The organism is Pseudoxanthomonas sp. F11, from assembly GCF_037046485.1.
GTDB lineage: Bacteria > Pseudomonadota > Gammaproteobacteria > Xanthomonadales > Xanthomonadaceae > Pseudoxanthomonas_A.
On the sequence record NZ_JBANLZ010000004.1, the window covers coordinates 159708 to 177737 of the forward strand.

Below are 18030 nucleotides of genomic sequence, written 5' to 3' on the forward strand. Positions count from 1 at the left end.
CCATGCATACGCGCATCAAGTTCTGCGGGCTGACCCGCGCCGAGGATGTCCGCCTGGCCGTGGAACTGGGTGCGGACTATATCGGCCTGGTGTTCGCACCGCGCAGCCCGCGCCGGCTGCTGCTGGGGCAGGCGCGCATGCTGCGCGACCTGGTGCCGGAGGAAATCGGCGTGGTGGCGCTGGTGATGGACAACCCGCGGAACGAGATCGAGCAGATCATCGAATCCCTGCGGCCGGACCTGCTGCAGTTCCACGGTGGCGAGGACGATGCCTTCGCCGGTTCTTTCCATCGGCCATTCTGGAAGTCGATCGCGATGGGCGGGCAGGAGGGTGGCGCCTTCGCCAGCCTGGCGGCCTATCCGAACGCGAGCGGCTTTCTTTTCGACGGCCACGGGGCGGGCGAACAGGGGGGCAGCGGACAGCGATTCGACTGGCGGCAGATGCCGGCCGTCACCGACCGCCCGTGCCTGCTGGCCGGTGGCCTGTCGGCCGACAACGTCGGGATGGCCCTGCGCACGGCGCACCCTTGGGGCGTGGACGTGTCCAGCGGCATCGAGACCGCACCCGGCGAGAAGGATCCGGAGAAGATGCGGCGCTTCGTCGAGGCGGTCCGCATCGCCGATACCCGCGGCTAGCCTGCGGACAGCAGGTCGCGGCGCAGCCAGTCGGCCAGCTGGGGAATGCGTGCATCGGGATTGCCGCGCGCCGCGCACAGCGCCCAGGTTCCGCCGGTGTCGGCGAATCCCCACGGCGCGACCAGACGTCCGCTGTCCAGATCGGCCTGCACCAGTTCGCGCGGCGCGATGGCGACACCCAGCCCCGCGACCGCCGCCTCCAGCAGATAGGTCAGGTGATCGAAACCGGTGCCGAGGCGCGGCGCGTCCGTCAGCTGGTGCGACGCCAGCCAGCGCGGCCAGGCCTGCGGCCGCGAGGCGGTGTGCAGCAGCGGTTCGTCCAGCAGCGCGCGCGGCGGCCCATCGCGCAAGACGTCGAACCGTGCGTGGCGAGGGCTGAGTACCGGGCCGATCCGCTCAGGCGCCAGCGGCCAGACCTGCCATCCTGGCGGCCAGGGCGCTTCGCCCAGGAGCAGGGCGGCATCCAGCCCTGCGGCCGTCAGGTCGATACCGCCTTCCTGCGCGGACAGATGGAGGGTCAGATCGGGCAGGTCCGCCGCCAGGCGTTCCAGGCGGGGGATCACCCAGCGCGCCAGCAGGCTGCCCGGGCAGCCCAACACCAGCGCCGCCGCGCGCGGACCGCGCTGCAGCGCGGCCCAGCCAGCCTGCAGTACACCGAACGCTTCGCCCGCACTGTCGCGCAGGCGATGGCCGTCGCTGGTCAGGGCCAGGCCCCGTCCATCACGGACGAACAGCGGACGGCCCAGCGCATCTTCGAGCGCGCGGATATGGCGGCTGACCGCGCCGTGGGTGACGTGCAGTTCCCCGGCCGCCTGGCTGACGCTGCCCAAGCGGGCGGCGGCCTCGAAGGCGCGCAGGGCATTCAGGGACGGCAGCGGTCGGGTCATCGCGTGAGTTTAACTCACGAATCGGGCCCGAATAGTCGATGTTCCCGAAGGTCGTTGTGCGATAACGTGAAGCATCGCTCGCCGGAACACCGATCATGCCGTCTGCCACCGATTTCCACGCCTATCCGGATGCCCGTGGCCATTTCGGCCGCCACGGCGGACGTTTCGTCGCCGAAACGCTGATCGGGCCCCTGCAGGAGCTCGCCACCGCCTACGACGCCGCCCGCGTCGATCCGGCCTTCGTCGCCGCCTTCGACAAGGACCTCAAGCATTACGTCGGCCGGCCCAGCCCGATCTACCACGCCGAACGCCTGAGCCGAGAGGTCGGCGGCGCGCAGATCCTGCTCAAGCGCGAGGACCTGAACCACACCGGCGCGCACAAGATCAACAACACCATTGGGCAGGCGCTCCTGGCCAGCCGGATGGGCAAGAAGCGGATCATCGCCGAGACCGGCGCGGGCCAGCACGGGGTGGCCAGCGCCACCGTCGCCACCCGGCTGGGGCTGGAATGCGTGGTCTACATGGGCGCCACGGACATCGAGCGGCAGAAGATCAATGTCTACCGGATGAAGCTGCTCGGCGCGACCGTGGTGCCGGTGACCAGCGGCTCAGCGACGCTGAAGGACGCGCTGAACGAAGCCATGCGCGACTGGGTGACCAACGTGCACGACACCTTCTACATCATCGGCACCGTCGCCGGTCCGGACCCGTATCCGCGCATGGTCCGCGACTTCAACGCCGTGGTCGGCCGCGAGGCGAGGGCGCAGATGCTGGCCGACTACGGCCGCCTGCCCGATGCCATCACCGCCTGCGTCGGCGGCGGCAGCAACGCGATCGGCCTGTTCCACGCCTTCCTCAATGATGCGGGCGTGCGCATCGTCGGCGCCGAGGCGGCCGGCGACGGCATCGAGACCGGTCGCCATGCATCGTCGCTGTCGGCGGGCCGCATCGGCGTGCTGCACGGCAACCGCACCTATGTCATCTGCGACGACGATGGGCAGATCATCGAAACCCATTCGATCTCCGCCGGCCTGGATTACCCGGGCGTCGGACCCGAGCACGCTTTTCTGAAGGACAGCGGACGCGCGGAGTACGTCGGCGTCACCGACGAGGAAGCACTCGCCGCCTTCCACCGCCTGACCCGCACCGAGGGCATCCTGCCCGCGCTGGAGTCCAGCCACGCCGTCGCCCAGGCGATCAAGCTGGCGCGCGAGCTGCCCAAGGACCAGTTGGTGCTGTGCAACCTGTCCGGCCGTGGCGACAAGGACGTGCACACCATCGCCGCGCGTGAAGGCATTTCCCTCTGACGCCTTGCTCCCTTCCCTTCAAGGGGAGGGCCGGGGAGGGGATGGTGTGTCTTTCCATGAACAGGCAGGCCAATACCCCATCCCCACCCAACCCTCCCCTTGAAGGGGAGGGCTTACAAGCCCGACCTGCTGGATATTTCCGATGACCCGTTTCGAACAGAAATTCGCCACCCTCAAGGCCGCCGGCCGCAAGGCGCTGGTGCCGTTCATCACCGCCGGCGATCCCTCGCTGGAAAGCACGGTCCCGGTGCTGCATGCGCTGGTCGATGCCGGTGCGGATGTCATCGAACTGGGCGTGCCGTTCTCCGACCCGATGGCCGACGGACCCGTCATCCAGCGCAGCTCCGAGCGCGCGCTGGCCCGCGGCGCAGGGCTGCGCTACGTACTGGAAGCGGTGGAGGTGTTCCGCCAGCAGGACGACACCACGCCCATCGTGCTGATGGGCTACCTGAACCCGGTCGAGATCCATGGGGCCGAGCGTTTCGCCCGTGAAGCGGTCGCGGCCGGCGTCGACGGCGTGCTACTGGTCGACCTGCCGCCGGAAGAGGCCGAGGAGACCCGTACGGTGTTCAATCGCGAAGGGCTCGCCCTGATCGCGCTGGCCTCGCCGACCACCTCGCCCGAGCGCCTGCGGATGCTGTGCGACACCGCGCAGGGCTACCTGTACTACGTCAGTTTCGCGGGCGTGACGGGCGCGTCCGATCGCCTGGACACGGCCGCGGCGGGCGAGCGCCTGAAGCAGTTGCGGGCAGGCTCCCGCGCGCCGGTAGTGGCGGGATTCGGCATCCGGGATGCCGACAGCGCCCGCGCGATGGCGACCGATGCCGATGGCGTGGTGGTGGGCAGCGCGCTGGTGGCGGCCTTGGCCGAGGCCGGTGCCGACGCCCCCGCGCGCGCCTCGGCCTTCCTGGCGCCGCTGCGGGCGGCGCTGGACGCCTGAACCACCGTACGGCTGTGCATGGACGACTGAGCTAAACTGCCGCGCTCATCCATTGGGCCCCTCCCGGGGCAGGCAGCAAGACCACGCATGAGCTGGCTCAGCAAACTGATGCCGTCGGGCATCCGCACCGAAGGCAACGCGGGCAAGAGCAAACGCAGCGTCCCCGAGGGGCTGTGGGAAAAATGCGACCGCTGCGGCGCGGTGCTGTACCGGCCGGAGCTGGAGGAAAACCTGGAGGTCTGCCCGAAGTGCAGCTTCCACATGCCGATCCGCGCCCGTGCGCGCATGGCCGCGCTGTTCGATCCTGGCAGCACCCGCGAGATCGGCGCCGCGCTGGGCCCGACCGACGTGCTGAAGTTCAAGGACCAGAAGAAGTACGCCGACCGCATCAAGGCCGCGCAGAAGAGCACCGGCGAGCGCGATGCGCTGATCACCCTGCAGGGCACGCTGAAGGGGCGCGACCTGGTCGCCAGCGCCTTCGACTTCGCCTACATGGGCGGTTCGATGGGGTCGGTGGTGGGCGAACGCTTCTCGCTGGGCGCCGAGCGCGCGCTGGAGATCGGTTCGCCGTTCGTGTGCTTCTCCGCCAGCGGCGGCGCGCGCATGCAGGAAAGCCTGTTCTCGCTGATGCAGATGGCCAAGACCTCGGCCGCGCTGGGCAGGCTGCGCGAGGCCGGCCTGCCGTACATCTCGGTGATGACGCACCCCACCACCGGCGGCGTGTCGGCCAGCTTCGCGATGCTGGGCGACATCAACCTGGCCGAGCCGGAAGCGCTGATCGGCTTCGCCGGCCCGCGCGTGATCGAGCAGACCGTCCGCGAGACCCTGCCGGAAGGCTTCCAGCGTTCCGAGTTCCTGCTGTCGCACGGAGCGATCGACCAGATCTGCGACCGCCGCGAGATGCGTGACCGCCTGGCCGACCTGCTGGCGTTGCTGATGAGACAGCCCAAGCCGCAGGACAGCGAACTGGTGACCGCATGAGCCGAAAGTACTTCGGGACCGATGGCATCCGTGGCCGCGTCGGCACCAGCCCGATCTCCGCCGATTTCGTGCTGCGCCTGGGCAACGCCCTGGGCCGCGTGCTGTGCGAGAAGGCGGGCGATGCGCGTCCGGTCGTGGTGATCGGCAAAGACACCCGCATCTCCGGCTACATGTTCGAAGCCGCGCTCGAGGCCGGCCTGGTGGCCGCAGGCGCCGACGTGCAGCTGATGGGGCCGATGCCCACGCCGGCGGTCGCGTTCCTGACGCGTACGCTGGGCGCCGATGCCGGCATCGTCATCAGCGCCTCGCACAACCCGCACCACGACAACGGCATCAAGTTCTTTTCCGCCGAGGGCGAGAAGCTGGATGATGCGACGGAGCTGGCCATCGAGGCCGCGCTCGATGCGCCGTTCTTCACCGCCGAATCCGAGAAGCTGGGCAAGGCGATCCGCACGCGCGACGCGGTCGGTCGCTACATGGAATTCTGCAAGGCCAGCGTACCGCGCCGCTTCGACCTGAAGGGGCTGAAGGTGGTGCTGGACTGCGCGCACGGCGCTACGTACCACATCGCGCCGCTGCTGTTCCGCGAACTGGGCGCCGACGTGATCACCATCGGTGCCGAGCCCAACGGCGTCAACATCAACGACGGGGTGGGCTCCATGCACGTGGAGAGCCTCGCCGCCAAGGTGCGTGAGACCGGTGCCCACCTCGGCATCGCTTTCGATGGCGACGGCGACCGCGTGCTGATGGCTGACGGCCAGGGCACGCCGGTGGATGGCGACCAGCTGATCTACCTGCTGGCGCGCGACTGGCAGGCCAGCGGCCGCCTGCGTGGCCCTGTCGTCGGCACGCTGATGACCAACTACGGCCTGGAACGCGCACTGGCCAAGCTGGAAATCCCGTTCGTCCGCACCAAGGTGGGCGACCGCTACGTGCATCAGGCGCTGGTCGAAGGGAATGCGGTGCTGGGCGGCGAAGCCTCCGGACACCTGCTGTGCCTGGATCGCACCACCACCGGCGATGCCATCATCGCCGCGCTGCAGGTGCTGGAAGCCCTGCGCCGCCGCCGGCAGACGCTGCGCGACGCCCTGGACGGGCTGACCATGTTGCCCCAGAAGACCATCAACGTGAAGCTGGCCAACGGCGCCAAGCCGACCGAAGCCCCCAGCGTGCAGGCCGCGCTGATGCAGGCGCAGGCGGCGGTGTCCGGGCGCGGTCGCGCGTTCCTGCGTCCCTCCGGCACCGAGCCGGTCGTGCGTGTCACGGTCGAAGCCGACGACGACGCGCTGGTGAAAAGCACGCTGGAAACGCTTGCCGACGCCGTGCGCGCCGCCGCCGCGGCTTGAGCCGGATCAATGAACCTCCGGCGCGGCGATGGTCCCATGGCCTCCCGCGCCTTTTCCCTGTTGGAGCAGATTGCATGAGCGCCCGAATCCCCACGCTGGACATCACCCGTTTCGATACCGACCGCGATGCGTTCGTCGCAGAACTCGGTGCGGCCTATCGCGAATGGGGTTTTGCCGGCATCCGCAACCACGGTATCCCGCAGGCGCGGATCGATGCCGCGTACGACGTGTTCAAGCGTTTCTTCGCGCTGCCGGAAGAAACGAAGAAGCAGTACCACGTGCCCGGCGGCGGCGGCGCACGCGGCTACACGCCGTTCGGCGTGGAGACCGCGAAGGACTCCAAGCACTTCGACCTGAAAGAGTTCTGGCATATCGGTCGCGAGATTCCCGACGATTCGAAGTACCGCGACGTCATGCCGCCCAACCTGTGGCCGGTGGAAGTGCCCGGATTCAAGGAGCATGGTTACGGCCTGTACCAGGCGCTGGACCAGCTGGGCTCGCGCGTGCTCTCGGCGCTGGCGCTGCACATCGGTCTGCCCCAGGACTATTTCGCCGACAAGACCGACGCCGGCAACTCGATCCTGCGACCGATCCATTACCCGCCGATCACCGCCGATAACATCCCCAACGTGCGTGCCGGCGCACACGAGGACATCAACCTCATCACGCTGCTGGTGGGCGCCAGCGCCGCAGGCCTGGAGGTGCTGTCGAAGAAGGGCGAGTGGGTGCCGTTCACGTCCGATGCCGACACCATCGTGGTCAACATCGGCGACATGCTGCAGCGCCTGACCAACCACGTGTACCCGTCCACGACCCACCGCGTGACCAATCCGCCTGGGGAGCAGGCGCGTCAGCCGCGTTACTCGGTGCCCTTCTTCCTGCACCCGAATCCGGATTTCCTGATCGACGTACTGCCGTCCACGATCACGCCCGACAACCCGAAGCGCTACCCGGAGCCGATCACCGCGCAGGGCTATCTGGAAGAGCGCCTGCGCGAGATCAAGCTGAAGTAAGCCGGGATTCGGCATTCGGGAGTGGGGATTCGCAAGAGCAGGCAGAGACCGCGCGTCTTTGCCCTGGCGAATCCCGAATCGCCACTCTCCCATCACGTCACGGCGGGTACGGCCGCTACAGCGGCCGTACCCGCCGTGAATTCCTGGCCATCATCCCCATCGCCACGCGGTGCGGCAGCAGTTTCACGATGGCGTGCAGCACCCGGTAACGCCATCCGGGCACTACCAGCACCTGGCCGCGCTCGTTGCCGTCGATGCCGGCGCGCGCCACGTCCTCGGCCTGCAGCCACATCGCTGGCGACACCCGCATGCGGGTGCGCGTGCCGGTGACATCGTGGAATTCGGAATAGGTGAAACCCGGGCACAGCGCGGTGACGTGGACGCCGCGGTCGGCGTTCTCCAGTGCCAGTGCTTCGCTGAACTTCAGCAGGAAGCTTTTGGCCGGTGCATACAGGGTCTGCCCGTCGGCGGCCGGCATCAGGGCGGCGAACGACGCGACGTTGAGGATCCGTCCCCGTCCGTCGGCGCGGATGGCGGGCAGCAGCCGCCAGGTGAGCTCGCATACGGTGGTCGTCATCACCTGCATGAACGCGGCGTGGTCGGCCCAGTCGCTGCTGCGGTAGCGTCCCGGCATGCCGTAGCCGGCGTTGTTGACCAGGATGCGGATCCGCACCCCGCGCCGATCCAGTTCCTCCACCAGGGCGGCCGGCGCGGCGGGATCGGCCAGGTCGGCGGCCACCACTTCCACCGCCACGTGTGCCCGCAGCTCCTCCGCCAGGGCGTGCAGCCGATCCGTGCGCCGCGCGGTCAGCACCAATGGCACGCCCCGTCGCGCATACTCGCGCGCGATCCGTTCACCGATGCCGCTGGAGGCGCCGGTTACCAGCGCGTAGCCGGGGATCGGGGCAGGGGAGGCAGAGGGCATGGACAACGCCTGTGCGGACATGGGACGGGAAAGATAGCGCGGCCGGTAGGTGCCTCGCCCAACATCGGCTAGACTGCGCGGCCCCGAACTGGACAGGAATTGGTCTTATGCGTCGCAAGCTCGTGGCCGGCAACTGGAAGCTCCATGGCACCCGTCAATTCGCCACGGCGCTGATGGACGAACTGGTCGCAGGCCTGCCGCTGGAGGGGGTGGACGTGCTGGTCCTGCCGCCGCTGCCCTATCTGGGCGAACTGATCGAGGATTACGGCGACCGTGGCGTGGCCTTCGGCGCGCAGGACGTCAGCAGCAACGAGAAGGGCGCCTATACCGGCGAAGTTTCGGCCTCGATGCTGGTCGACGTGGGCGCCCGCTACGGCCTGGTCGGCCATTCCGAGCGCCGGCAATACCACAATGAGAGCAGCGAGTTCGTGGCCCGCAAGTTCGTCGCGGCCAAGCACGCAGGCCTGATCCCGGTGCTCTGCGTGGGCGAGACCGAGCAGCAGCGCAGGGACGGCCAGACGGAATTCCGCATCCTCAAGCAACTGGAAGCCGTGTTCGACCTGGCCGGCCCGCAGGCCTTCGATGGTGCCGTCATCGCCTACGAGCCGGTCTGGGCCATCGGCAGCGGGCTGACCGCCACCCCGGCCCAGGCGCAGGCCGTGCATGCCTTTATCCGTGGCGAAGTGGCCGCGCGCGATGCTAGAATCGCCGATTCGTTGCCCCTCCTGTACGGGGGCAGCGTCAAGCCCGACAACGCCGCGGAACTGTTCTCGCAGCCCGATGTCGATGGAGGGCTGGTGGGCGGTGCTTCGCTGGTCGCCCGGGATTTCCTGGCCATCGCGCGAGCGGCGGCCGGCCGGGGCTGACCCGGCAAGACCGGCTCCGCAGGGGGCCGACGACTCAACCGGTTGAGACTGATTCCAAATGTGGATGTTGATCCTGAATGTGGTGTACGTGCTGGTGGCCATCGCCATCATCGCGCTGGTGCTGATGCAGCGCGGTTCCGGCGCACAGGCCGGCTCCGGCTTCGGTGCGGGCGCCTCCGGCACGGTGTTCGGTGCGCGGGGCGCGTCCAACTTCCTCTCCAAGAGCACCAAGTGGCTGGCCATCGCGTTCTTCGGCATCAGCCTGTTCATGGCCTGGTATGCCACGCACAGCGCTCGTCCGGCCGCCCAGCAGAACCTTGGCGTGATGTCGCAGCTGCCTGCAGCGGCCGAAGCGCCGGTGGGTGAACTGCCCAAGCCGTCGACCGTGCCGAGCACGCCGATCCAGCAGGCGCCTGCCGCGCCGGCCGGCGATGCGCCCGCCGCGCCGCAACAGGCCGCGCCTGCGTCCGAGCAGCCGCCGGTAACCCCGCCGCAAGGCGGCTGAGCCCGGATACAATGGCGGGACGCGACAGGCGTCGCGCAGGTTTCAATGCCCAGGTGGCGGAATTGGTAGACGCACTACCTTGAGGTGGTAGCGACGAAAGTCGTAGGGGTTCGAGTCCCCTCTTGGGCACCAACACCGGCGGGTCGGCGGCAACGTCGTTCCCGCCACAAAAAACCCGCCTTACGGCGGGTTTTTTCTTTTGCCGCCAAGCTTAAAAAGCGCGGGTAATCGTTTACTAGCTAGTTCACAAACCGTTACAATCCCGCCGATTCATCGGGTGCCCGGTACGTGTTGCGGAAGGGCGCCCGCCGAAGGTGGGCCCGGGCGGTTTCGCCGCGGGCCGGTCGCGACACGCGACGCGGCCAGGCGGGCGATGCGAGCCCGATGCATGCCGGACCGCGCCCCCGCGCGTCGGCGGATAGGACAAGAAGAGACAAGCGAGTGCTGGCCAATTACCTGCCCACCCTGTTGTTCCTGATCGTCGCCACCGGCATCGGCATCGCGCTGATGGTGGCCGGACGCTTCCTGGGTCCGCGTCGCCCCGACGCGCAGAAGCTGTCCCCGTACGAATGCGGCTTCGAGGCCTTCGAAGACGCGCGCATGAAGTTCGACGTGCGCTATTACCTGATCGCCATCCAGTTCATCGTGTTCGATCTGGAAATCATCTTCATTGTTCCGTGGACGCTGGTGTTCCAGGAGCTGGGTCCGCGTGCGCTGGTCACGATGGGCCTGTTCGTGGGCATGCTGTTCCTCGGCTTCGTTTACGTTTGGAAGAAGGGAGCGCTCGAATGGGAGTGATCCAGACCGTCGACCGTCTGATGAACAACCCGATCCCGGAAGGGCGGGTGGACGACATCCTGCGCCCCGAAGGCGACAACCCGCTGCTGGAAAAGGGCTACGTGACCACCAGCGTGGACGCGCTGATGAACTGGGCGCGTACGGGGTCGATGTGGCCGATGACGTTCGGCCTGGCCTGCTGTGCGGTGGAGATGATGCACGCCGGCACCTCGCGCCTGGACCTGGACCGTTACGGCGTGGTGTTCCGCCCGTCGCCGCGCCAGTCCGACGTGATGATCGTGGCCGGCACGCTGGTCAACAAGATGGCCCCGGCGCTGCGCAAGGTCTACGACCAGATGCCCGACCCCAAATGGGTCATCTCGATGGGCAGCTGCGCCAACGGCGGCGGCTACTACCACTACTCGTACTCGGTCGTGCGCGGCTGCGACCGCGTGGTGCCGGTGGACGTATACGTGCCCGGTTGCCCGCCCACGGCCGAAGCGCTGGTGTACGGCATCCTGCAGTTGCAGAAGAAGATCTGGCGCACGCAGACCATCGCACGCTGATCCGTTTCTCTCCCGATCCCTTATCTAGAGCACGCCACGCCCCATGGCTGAGCAAGCTGCAAACTTCACCGACCGGTTGCGCGCGCGTTTCGCCGACGCGACGGTCAGCGTCGCCGAGCCGCGCGGCGAGATCACCCTGGAAGTGCCGTCCGCGTCCTGGCACGCCGTGGCGCTGGCCCTGCGCGACGAATTCGGCTTCGAGCAGGCCGTCGACATCAGCGGCGTGGACTACCTGGGCTACGGCAGCGCCGAGTGGGATACCGCCGACGTGTCGTCCGAGGGCTTCAGCCGTGGCGTCGAGGGCTTCGGTCCGGGCCGCTTCAACTGGGAACAGCGTCCGCGCGACGCCGCCCGCCCCAACCGCTTCGCCGTGGTCCTGCACCTGTTGTCCTACCAGCACAACCGCCGGGTGCGCGTGCGCTGCTTCGCGCCGGACGACGGCCTGCCGGTCGTCGCCTCGCTCTGCGACGTATGGCCGGGCCTGAACTGGTTCGAGCGCGAGGCCTTCGATCTGTACGGCATCATCTTCGAGGGACACCCGGATCTGCGCCGCATCCTGACCGACTATGGTTTCGTCGGCCATCCGTTCCGCAAGGACTTCCCGCTGATCGGCAACGTCGAAGTCCGGTACGACGAGGAGAAGAAGCGCGTGGTGTACGAGCCGGTCACTTCGGTGGAGCCGCGCGTCGGCGTGCCGCGCGTGATCCGCGACGATGCGCGCTACCAGACCGCCGCCGGCGAAGCCGCGACGCGTGAGGGCAAGGCATGAGCAATCCGCAATCCGGCATCGCGTTCGCCAGCAACCCTGCCGAAGCCAAGCAGGAAATCCGCAACTACACGCTGAATTTCGGCCCGCAGCACCCGGCCGCGCATGGCGTGCTGCGCCTGATCCTGGAGATGGACGGCGAAACCATCGTCCGTGCCGATCCGCACGTGGGCCTGCTGCACCGGGGCACCGAGAAGCTGGCCGAGTCCAAACCGTTCAACCAGTCGATCGGCTACATGGATCGCCTGGATTACGTGTCCATGATGTGCAACGAGCACGCCTACGTGCGCGCCATCGAGACTCTGCTGGGCATCGAGGCGCCGGAGCGGGCGCAGTACATCCGTACGATGTTCGACGAGATCACCCGCATCCTGAACCACCTGATGTGGGTCGGTTCCAACGCGCTCGACCTCGGTGCCATGGCGGTCATGCTGTACGCCTTCCGCGAGCGTGAAGAACTGATGGACTGCTACGAAGCGGTCAGCGGCGCGCGCATGCATGCGGCGTATTACCGGCCGGGCGGCGTCTACCGCGATCTGCCGGACCGGATGCCGAAGTACAAGGAATCGCCCTGGCGCAAGGGCAAGGCGCTCAAACAGTTCAATCAGGCGCGCGAAGGCTCGCTGCTGGACTTCCTGGAAGACTTCACCAACGAGTTCCCGAAGCGCGTCGACGAGTACGAGACGCTGCTGACCGACAACCGCATCTGGAAGCAGCGCACAGTCGGCATCGGTGTGGTCACGCCCGAGCAGGCGCGCGCCTGGGGCATGACCGGCGCCATGCTGCGCGGCTCGGGCATCGCCTGGGACCTGCGCAAGAAGCAGCCGTATGCGAAGTACGACGCGGTGGATTTCGATATCCCCGTGGGCGTGAACGGCGACTGCTACGACCGTTATCTGGTGCGCGTGGCCGAGATGCGCCAGTCCAACCGCATCATCAAGCAGTGCGTGCAGTGGCTGAAGGCCAATCCCGGCCCGGTCATGGTGCAGAACTTCAAGGTCGCTCCTCCCAAGCGCGAGGAGATGAAGGACGACATGGAAGCGCTGATCCATCACTTCAAGCTCTTCAGCGAGGGCTACTGCGTGCCGGCGGGCGAAACCTATGCCGCAGTCGAGGCGCCGAAGGGCGAGTTCGGCTGCTACCTGGTGTCCGACGGCGCCAACAAGCCTTTCCGCGTGAAGCTGCGCGCGCCGGGCTTCGCGCACCTGTCCTCGATGGACGAGATCGTGCGCGGCCACATGCTCCCCGACGTCGTCGCGATGATCGGTACTTATGATCTTGTCTTTGGTGAGGTGGACCGATGAGGGCCACGGGTAATTTCGAAGCGGCGCAGAACGTCGATCCGCTGGTGGCGCTGAGCGACAAGACGCGCGCGCACATCGACCATTGGCTGACCAAGTTTCCGCCGGACCGCAAGCGGTCGGCGGTGCTGCAGGGCCTGCATGCCGCGCAGGAGCAGAACAACGGCTGGTTGACCGACGAACTGATCGCCGCGGTCGCCAAATACCTGGATCTGCCGCCGGTGTGGGCCTACGAGGTCGCCAGCTTCTACTCGATGTTCGAGACCGAGAAGGTGGGCCGCAACAACGTCGCCTTCTGCACCAACATCAGCTGCTGGCTCAACGGCGCCCAGGACCTGGTCGCGCACGCGGAGAAGAAGCTGGGCTGCAAGCTGGGCGAATCCACCGCCGACGGCCGCGTGTACCTGAAGCGCGAAGAAGAGTGCGTGGCCGCGTGCTGCGGTGCGCCGGTCGTGGTCATCAACGGCCATTACCACGAGAAGCTGACGCCGGCGAAGGTCGACGAGCTGCTGGACGGGCTGGAGTAAGCACATGGCAGGCCATTCCCACTATTCCGAAGGCTACGGCCCGGTCGGCCCGGCTCCCAAGGAGCACCAGGCCGTCTACACCACGCTGCATTTCGACAAGCCGTGGTCGTACGAGAACTACCTGAAGACCGGCGGCTACGCCGCGCTGCGCAAGATCATCGAAGAGAAGATCCCGCCGGCCGACGTCGTCGAGATGGTCAAGCAGTCCGGCCTGCGCGGCCGCGGCGGCGCGGGCTTCCCGACCGGCCTGAAGTGGAGCTTCATGCCCAAGGGCGACATGCAGAAGTACATCCTCTGCAACTCGGACGAATCCGAACCGGGCACCGCCAAGGACCGCGACATCCTGCGCTACAACCCGCACGCCGTGATCGAGGGCATGGCGATCGCCTGCTACGCCACCGGTTCGACCGTGGGCTACAACTACCTGCGCGGCGAGTTCCACCACGAGCCCTTCGAGCACCTGGAAGAAGCCACCGCCGAGGCCTACAAGCACGGCTGGCTGGGCAAGAACATCCTTGGTTCGGGCGTGGACATCGACCTGTACAACGCCCTCGGTGCGGGCGCCTACATCTGCGGCGAAGAAACCGCGCTGATGGAGTCGCTGGAAGGCAAGAAGGGCCAGCCGCGCTTCAAGCCGCCGTTCCCGGCCAACTTCGGCCTGTACGGCAAGCCGACCACGATCAACAACACCGAAACCTATGCATCGGTGCCCGCCATCGTGCGCAACGGCGCCGAGTGGTTCATGAACCTGGGCAAGCCGAACAACGGCGGCTGCAAGATCTTCTCGGTATCCGGCCACGTCGCGCGACCGGGCAACCACGAGATCCGCCTGGGCACGCCGTTCGCGGACCTGCTTGAGCTGTGCGGCGGCATGCGCGAGGGGCGCAAGCTCAAGGCGGTCATCCCGGGTGGCTCCTCGATGCCGGTGCTGCCGGGCGAGGTGATGATGGGCCTGACGATGGACTACGACGCCATCCAGAAGGCCGGTTCCGGCCTGGGTTCGGGCGCCGTCATCGTGATGGACGACACCACCTGCATGGTGCGTGCCTGCCAGCGCATCGCGCGCTTCTACTACAAGGAAAGCTGCGGCCAGTGCACGCCGTGCCGCGAGGGTACGGGTTGGATGTACCGCATGCTGACCCGCATCGCCGAACAGAAGGCGACGCTGGACGACCTGCACATGCTGAAGGCCGCTGCCGGCCAGATCGAAGGCCATACCATCTGCGCCTTCGGCGAGGCCGCCGCATGGCCGGTGCAGGGCTTCCTGCGCCACTTCTGGAACGAATTCGAATACGCGATCGTCAACAAGCGCTTCCTGGTCGACGACCAGCGCGCCGGTACGGTCATTGAGAGCAAGGTGGCCGCATGAGTGCGCAGCCCGTCAACCCGAACCTGCCGCCGGACCACGTCACCGTCTTCATCGACGGCGTGGAGCTGGCCGCACCGAAGGGTTCGATGATCATCCAGGCGGCCGACAAGGCCGGCATCCCGATCCCACGCTTCTGTTACCACGAGAAGCTGCCGATCGCGGCCAACTGCCGCATGTGCCTGGTGGAAGTGGAGAAGATGCCGAAGCCAGCGCCGGCCTGCGCCACGCCGGTGATGGACGGCATGAAGATCGCCACGCGCAGCGACAAGGCGCTGAAGTCGCAGCGCAACGTGATGGAATTCCTGCTGATCAACCATCCGCTGGACTGCCCGATCTGCGACCAGGGCGGCGAGTGCGAACTGCAGGACCTGTCGCTGGGCTACGGCCGTTCGGTCAGCCGCTTCCAGGAACGCAAGCGCGTGGTGCCGGACGAGGATATCGGTCCGCTGGTCGCCACCGAGATGACCCGCTGCATCCAGTGCACGCGCTGCGTGCGCTTCACTGCGGACGTCGCCGGCACGTACGAGCTGGGTGGCATGTACCGCGGCGAGAACCTGCAGATCGGCACCTACGACGGCAAGCCGCTGACCACCGAGCTCTCCGGCAATGTCATCGACGTGTGCCCGGTGGGTGCGCTGACCAACAAGGTGTTCCAGTTCCGCGCCCGTCCGTGGGAACTGATCGCGCGCGAATCCGTGGGCTTCCACGATGCGATGGGTTCCAACCTGTTCCATCACGCGCGTCGCGGCCAGGTGCTGCGTACCGTCCCGCGCGAGAACGAGGCGGTCAACGAGTGCTGGCTGTCCGACCGCGATCGCTACTCGCACCAGGGCCTGTACGCCGACGACCGTGCAGTGAAGCCGCTGCAGAAGGTCAACGGCGAGTGGCGCGAAGTCTCGTGGGCGGAAGGCCTGTCTGCCGCGGCCGAGATCCTGCGCGCGCACCGTGGCGACAGCCTCGGCGTGCTGGTGCATCCGGCCGTGTCGAACGAGGAGGGCGGCCTGCTGGCCAAGCTGGCCGAAGGCCTGGGCACCGGCAACCTGGATCACCGCATCCACAATCGCGACTTCTCCGACGGCGCCGTCGCCGAGCCGTTCGCGCTGCCGCTGGCGGAGATCGAGCAGGCCGATGTCATCGTGCTGTTCGGCACCCATATCCGCCATGAGTTGCCGCTGCTGCACCAGCGCATCCGCAAGGCCGTCCGCAAGGGCGCCAAGGTGCATGTGGTCAATCCGGTCGATTTCGACTTCGCCTTCAGCATCGCCGGCAAGCGCATCGTCGCGCCGTCGCAGCTGGCCGGCGCCCTCAATGACGCCGCGTTGCGCGATGTCGCCAACGCCGCCAATCGTGCCGTGGTGATCGTCGGCGGCATTGCCGAGAACCATCCGCAGGCTGCCGCCCTGCGTGCCGCTGCGGGTGACTTCGCCGCCGCGACGGGCGCCTCGCTGTGCCGCATTCCGCAGGGCGCCAATGCCGTGGGCCTGGCGCGCCATGGCGTGCTGCCGAGCGCGCGCGACGTGGCCGGCATGTTCGCCGAGCCGCGCAGCGCTTACGTCATCTACGGCGTCGAGCCGGGCCTGGATTTCGCCGACACGCCGGCGGCCACCAAGGCATTGGCATCGGCGAAGGTGGTGGCCTTCAGTCACTTCGCCTGCACGTCCACGCGCGATGTCGCCGACGTGATCCTGCCGATCGGCGCGCTGCCCGAGATCGAGGCCACGCTGACCAATCTGGACGGGCGTGAACAGCACACGCAGGCCGCCGGCAAGCTGCCAGGTGAGGCCCGCGAGGGCTGGAAGGTGTTGCGCGCCCTGGGGGGCGAACTGCAGCTGGCCGGCTTCGAGTTCACCGATGCGGCAGGGATGCGCGAAGCAATCCGCAACACGAAGCCCGTCGCCATCGCGAAATCCGCAGCACCTGCGGCCAGTGGCCAAGGCCTGGAGCTGGCCGTCAGCGCGGCGATCTACCGCACCGATGGCACGGTGCGCCGGGCGGAAGCGCTGCAGGCGCATCCGCTGAATGTCGGTGCCCGCATCGTGCTGAACCCGGCCGACGCCCAGGCTGCCGGCGTGGCCGATGGCCAGGTCGCCAAAGTCGGCAACGGTATCGGCACTGCCGCGTTGCCGGTGGCGGTGGACGCCCGCGTCGCCGCGGGTGCCGCCTGGATCGAAAGCGGTTACGGTGCCACGGCGCCGCTGGGTGCCGGACGCGTGACGGTGGTGAGCGCATGAACGAACTCCTGATCAATGCTGTCGGTCCCCTGCGCGAGTGGTTCTTCGGGCTGGGCGACATCGGCATGGTGCTGTGGATCGTGCTGAAGATCCTGGCGATCGCCATGCCGGTGATCATCTCGGTCGCGTTCTACGTGGTGTGGGAGCGCAAGCTGATCGGCTGGATGCACGTGCGTCACGGGCCGATGTACGTGGGCATGGGCATCTTCCAGGCCTTCGCCGACGTGTTCAAACTGCTGTTCAAGGAAATCATCCAGCCCAGCAGCGCGCAGAAGGCGATGTACGTGATCGCGCCGCTGATCGTGCTGGCCCCGGCGTTCGCCGCGTGGGCGGTGGTGCCGTTCGACTACCAGCTAGTGCTGTCCAACGCCAACGCCGGCCTGCTGTACCTGCTGGCGATGACCTCGCTGGGCGTGTACGGCATCATCATCGCCGGCTGGGCGTCGAACTCGAAGTATGCGTTCCTGGGCGCCATGCGTTCCGCGGCGCAGGTCGTCAGTTACGAGATCGCCATGGGCTTCGCGCTGGTGGGCGTGCTGATCGCCGCCGGCAGCCTGAACCTGACCGACATCGTGATGGCGCAGTCCGGCAACGCCGGTTTCTTCGAGTGGTTCTGGCTGCCGCTGTTCCCGCTGTTCATCGTGTACTGGGTGTCCGGCGTCGCCGAGACCAACCGCTCGCCGTTCGACGTGGTGGAAGGCGAATCGGAGATCGTGGCCGGCCACATGGTGGAGTATTCGGGTGCGGCGTTCGCGCTGTTCTTCCTGGCCGAATACGCCAACATGATCCTGGTCAGCTTCCTGGTGTCGCTGTTCTTCCTGGGTGGCTGGCTCAGCCCGCTGCAGGGCTGGATTACGGCCGACGTGTCGCCCTGGATCGACTGGATCTGGACCGGCGGCTGGCCGTGGCTGCTGCTGAAAGTGCTGTTCTTCGCCAGCGCCTACATCTGGTTCCGTGCCAGCTTCCCGCGCTACCGCTACGACCAGATCATGCGCCTGGGCTGGAAGGTGTTCATCCCGCTCACGATCTTCTGGATCGCGGTGACGGCGTTGCTGGTGTTCTTCGGCGTGTTCGAGAAGGGTGTGTAA

Annotated in this window: 18 protein-coding genes and 1 tRNA gene; 17 read left to right on the plus strand and 2 right to left on the minus strand. The window is 67.4% G+C overall.

The genetic code is table 11. The features are described 5' to 3' along the window. The first annotated feature begins 2 nt into the window (after positions 1 to 2). On the plus strand, positions 3 to 635 hold the full coding sequence (locus V8246_RS13545; RefSeq protein WP_336189673.1) for a phosphoribosylanthranilate isomerase: 633 nt from the start codon (positions 3 to 5) through the stop codon (positions 633 to 635). On the opposite strand, the gene V8246_RS13550 is transcribed toward V8246_RS13545, so the two are convergent. Then, positions 632 to 1522 (minus strand): LysR family transcriptional regulator, encoded by an 891-nt coding sequence (locus tag V8246_RS13550; RefSeq protein ID WP_336189674.1) that lies wholly within the window; start codon positions 1520 to 1522, stop codon positions 632 to 634. The two genes, V8246_RS13545 and V8246_RS13550, sit on opposite strands and share 4 nt — an antisense overlap. A 95-nt stretch (positions 1523 to 1617) precedes the next feature. Here V8246_RS13550 and trpB point away from each other — a divergent pair, with 95 nt between their 5' ends. The 5 genes from trpB (at position 1618) to V8246_RS13575 (ending at position 7109) form a co-directional block, all read left to right on the plus strand. Then, entirely contained in the window at positions 1618 to 2829 is a 1212-nt protein-coding gene (trpB, locus tag V8246_RS13555; protein WP_336189675.1) for a tryptophan synthase subunit beta, read from the plus strand. A 142-nt stretch (positions 2830 to 2971) separates the two neighbouring features. After that, positions 2972 to 3769 carry a tryptophan synthase subunit alpha gene (gene trpA / locus V8246_RS13560; RefSeq protein WP_336189676.1) on the plus strand — a complete coding sequence of 266 codons (798 nt, stop codon included), beginning with the start codon at positions 2972 to 2974 and terminating at the stop codon, positions 3767 to 3769. A gap of 87 nt (positions 3770 to 3856) precedes the next feature. Next, positions 3857 to 4750 carry an acetyl-CoA carboxylase, carboxyltransferase subunit beta gene (gene accD / locus V8246_RS13565; RefSeq protein WP_162108542.1) on the plus strand — a complete coding sequence of 298 codons (894 nt, stop codon included), beginning with the start codon at positions 3857 to 3859 and terminating at the stop codon, positions 4748 to 4750. Continuing rightward, complete coding sequence (gene glmM, locus V8246_RS13570) at positions 4747 to 6096, plus strand: phosphoglucosamine mutase (RefSeq protein ID WP_336189677.1); 1350 nt, start codon at positions 4747 to 4749, stop codon at positions 6094 to 6096. The genes accD and glmM overlap by 4 nt, the downstream gene beginning before the upstream one ends. A 74-nt stretch (positions 6097 to 6170) precedes the next feature. Then, the gene (locus V8246_RS13575) at positions 6171 to 7109 is read left to right on the plus strand and encodes a 2-oxoglutarate and iron-dependent oxygenase domain-containing protein (RefSeq protein WP_336189679.1); all 939 of its coding nucleotides are present in this window, start codon (positions 6171 to 6173) and stop codon (positions 7107 to 7109) included. Between the two features lie 115 nt (positions 7110 to 7224). On the opposite strand, the gene V8246_RS13580 is transcribed toward V8246_RS13575, so the two are convergent. Then, a complete protein-coding gene (locus V8246_RS13580; protein WP_336189680.1) occupies positions 7225 to 8034 on the minus strand; it encodes an SDR family NAD(P)-dependent oxidoreductase in 810 nt (269 codons plus the stop codon). Between the two features lie 107 nt (positions 8035 to 8141). On the opposite strand from V8246_RS13580, the gene tpiA reads away from it, so the two are divergent. From tpiA to nuoH, 11 genes are all read left to right on the plus strand, one after another. Further along, positions 8142 to 8900, plus strand: a complete 759-nt coding sequence (gene tpiA, locus V8246_RS13585; RefSeq protein WP_336189681.1) for a triose-phosphate isomerase — start codon at positions 8142 to 8144, stop codon at positions 8898 to 8900. Between the two features lie 58 nt (positions 8901 to 8958). Next, positions 8959 to 9405: a preprotein translocase subunit SecG gene (gene secG, locus V8246_RS13590; RefSeq protein ID WP_187572980.1), complete on the plus strand. Its 447-nt coding sequence runs from the start codon at positions 8959 to 8961 to the stop codon at positions 9403 to 9405. Positions 9406 to 9452: 47 nt separating this feature from the next. Beyond that, a tRNA-Leu gene (locus tag V8246_RS13595) sits at positions 9453 to 9537 on the plus strand. Between the two features lie 309 nt (positions 9538 to 9846). Further along, positions 9847 to 10203: an NADH-quinone oxidoreductase subunit A gene (locus V8246_RS13600; protein ID WP_162108536.1), complete on the plus strand. Its 357-nt coding sequence runs from the start codon at positions 9847 to 9849 to the stop codon at positions 10201 to 10203. Next, complete coding sequence (locus tag V8246_RS13605) at positions 10194 to 10748, plus strand: NADH-quinone oxidoreductase subunit B (RefSeq protein WP_162108535.1); 555 nt, start codon at positions 10194 to 10196, stop codon at positions 10746 to 10748. The genes V8246_RS13600 and V8246_RS13605 overlap by 10 nt, the downstream gene beginning before the upstream one ends. Before the next feature lie 43 nt (positions 10749 to 10791). After that, entirely contained in the window at positions 10792 to 11517 is a 726-nt protein-coding gene (locus V8246_RS13610; RefSeq protein ID WP_336189682.1) for an NADH-quinone oxidoreductase subunit C, read from the plus strand. After that, entirely contained in the window at positions 11514 to 12818 is a 1305-nt protein-coding gene (locus V8246_RS13615; protein ID WP_336189683.1) for an NADH-quinone oxidoreductase subunit D, read from the plus strand. Before V8246_RS13610 ends, V8246_RS13615 begins: the two co-directional genes overlap by 4 nt. Then, positions 12815 to 13342 carry an NADH-quinone oxidoreductase subunit NuoE gene (nuoE, locus tag V8246_RS13620; protein WP_162108532.1) on the plus strand — a complete coding sequence of 176 codons (528 nt, stop codon included), beginning with the start codon at positions 12815 to 12817 and terminating at the stop codon, positions 13340 to 13342. Before V8246_RS13615 ends, nuoE begins: the two co-directional genes overlap by 4 nt. Positions 13343 to 13346: 4 nt before the next feature. Beyond that, complete coding sequence (gene nuoF / locus V8246_RS13625) at positions 13347 to 14711, plus strand: NADH-quinone oxidoreductase subunit NuoF (RefSeq protein WP_187572978.1); 1365 nt, start codon at positions 13347 to 13349, stop codon at positions 14709 to 14711. Further along, positions 14708 to 16942 (plus strand): NADH-quinone oxidoreductase subunit NuoG, encoded by a 2235-nt coding sequence (gene nuoG, locus V8246_RS13630; protein ID WP_336189684.1) that lies wholly within the window; start codon positions 14708 to 14710, stop codon positions 16940 to 16942. Before nuoF ends, nuoG begins: the two co-directional genes overlap by 4 nt. Then, on the plus strand, positions 16939 to 18030 hold the full coding sequence (gene nuoH / locus V8246_RS13635) for an NADH-quinone oxidoreductase subunit NuoH (protein ID WP_162108529.1): 1092 nt from the start codon (positions 16939 to 16941) through the stop codon (positions 18028 to 18030). The genes nuoG and nuoH overlap by 4 nt, the downstream gene beginning before the upstream one ends.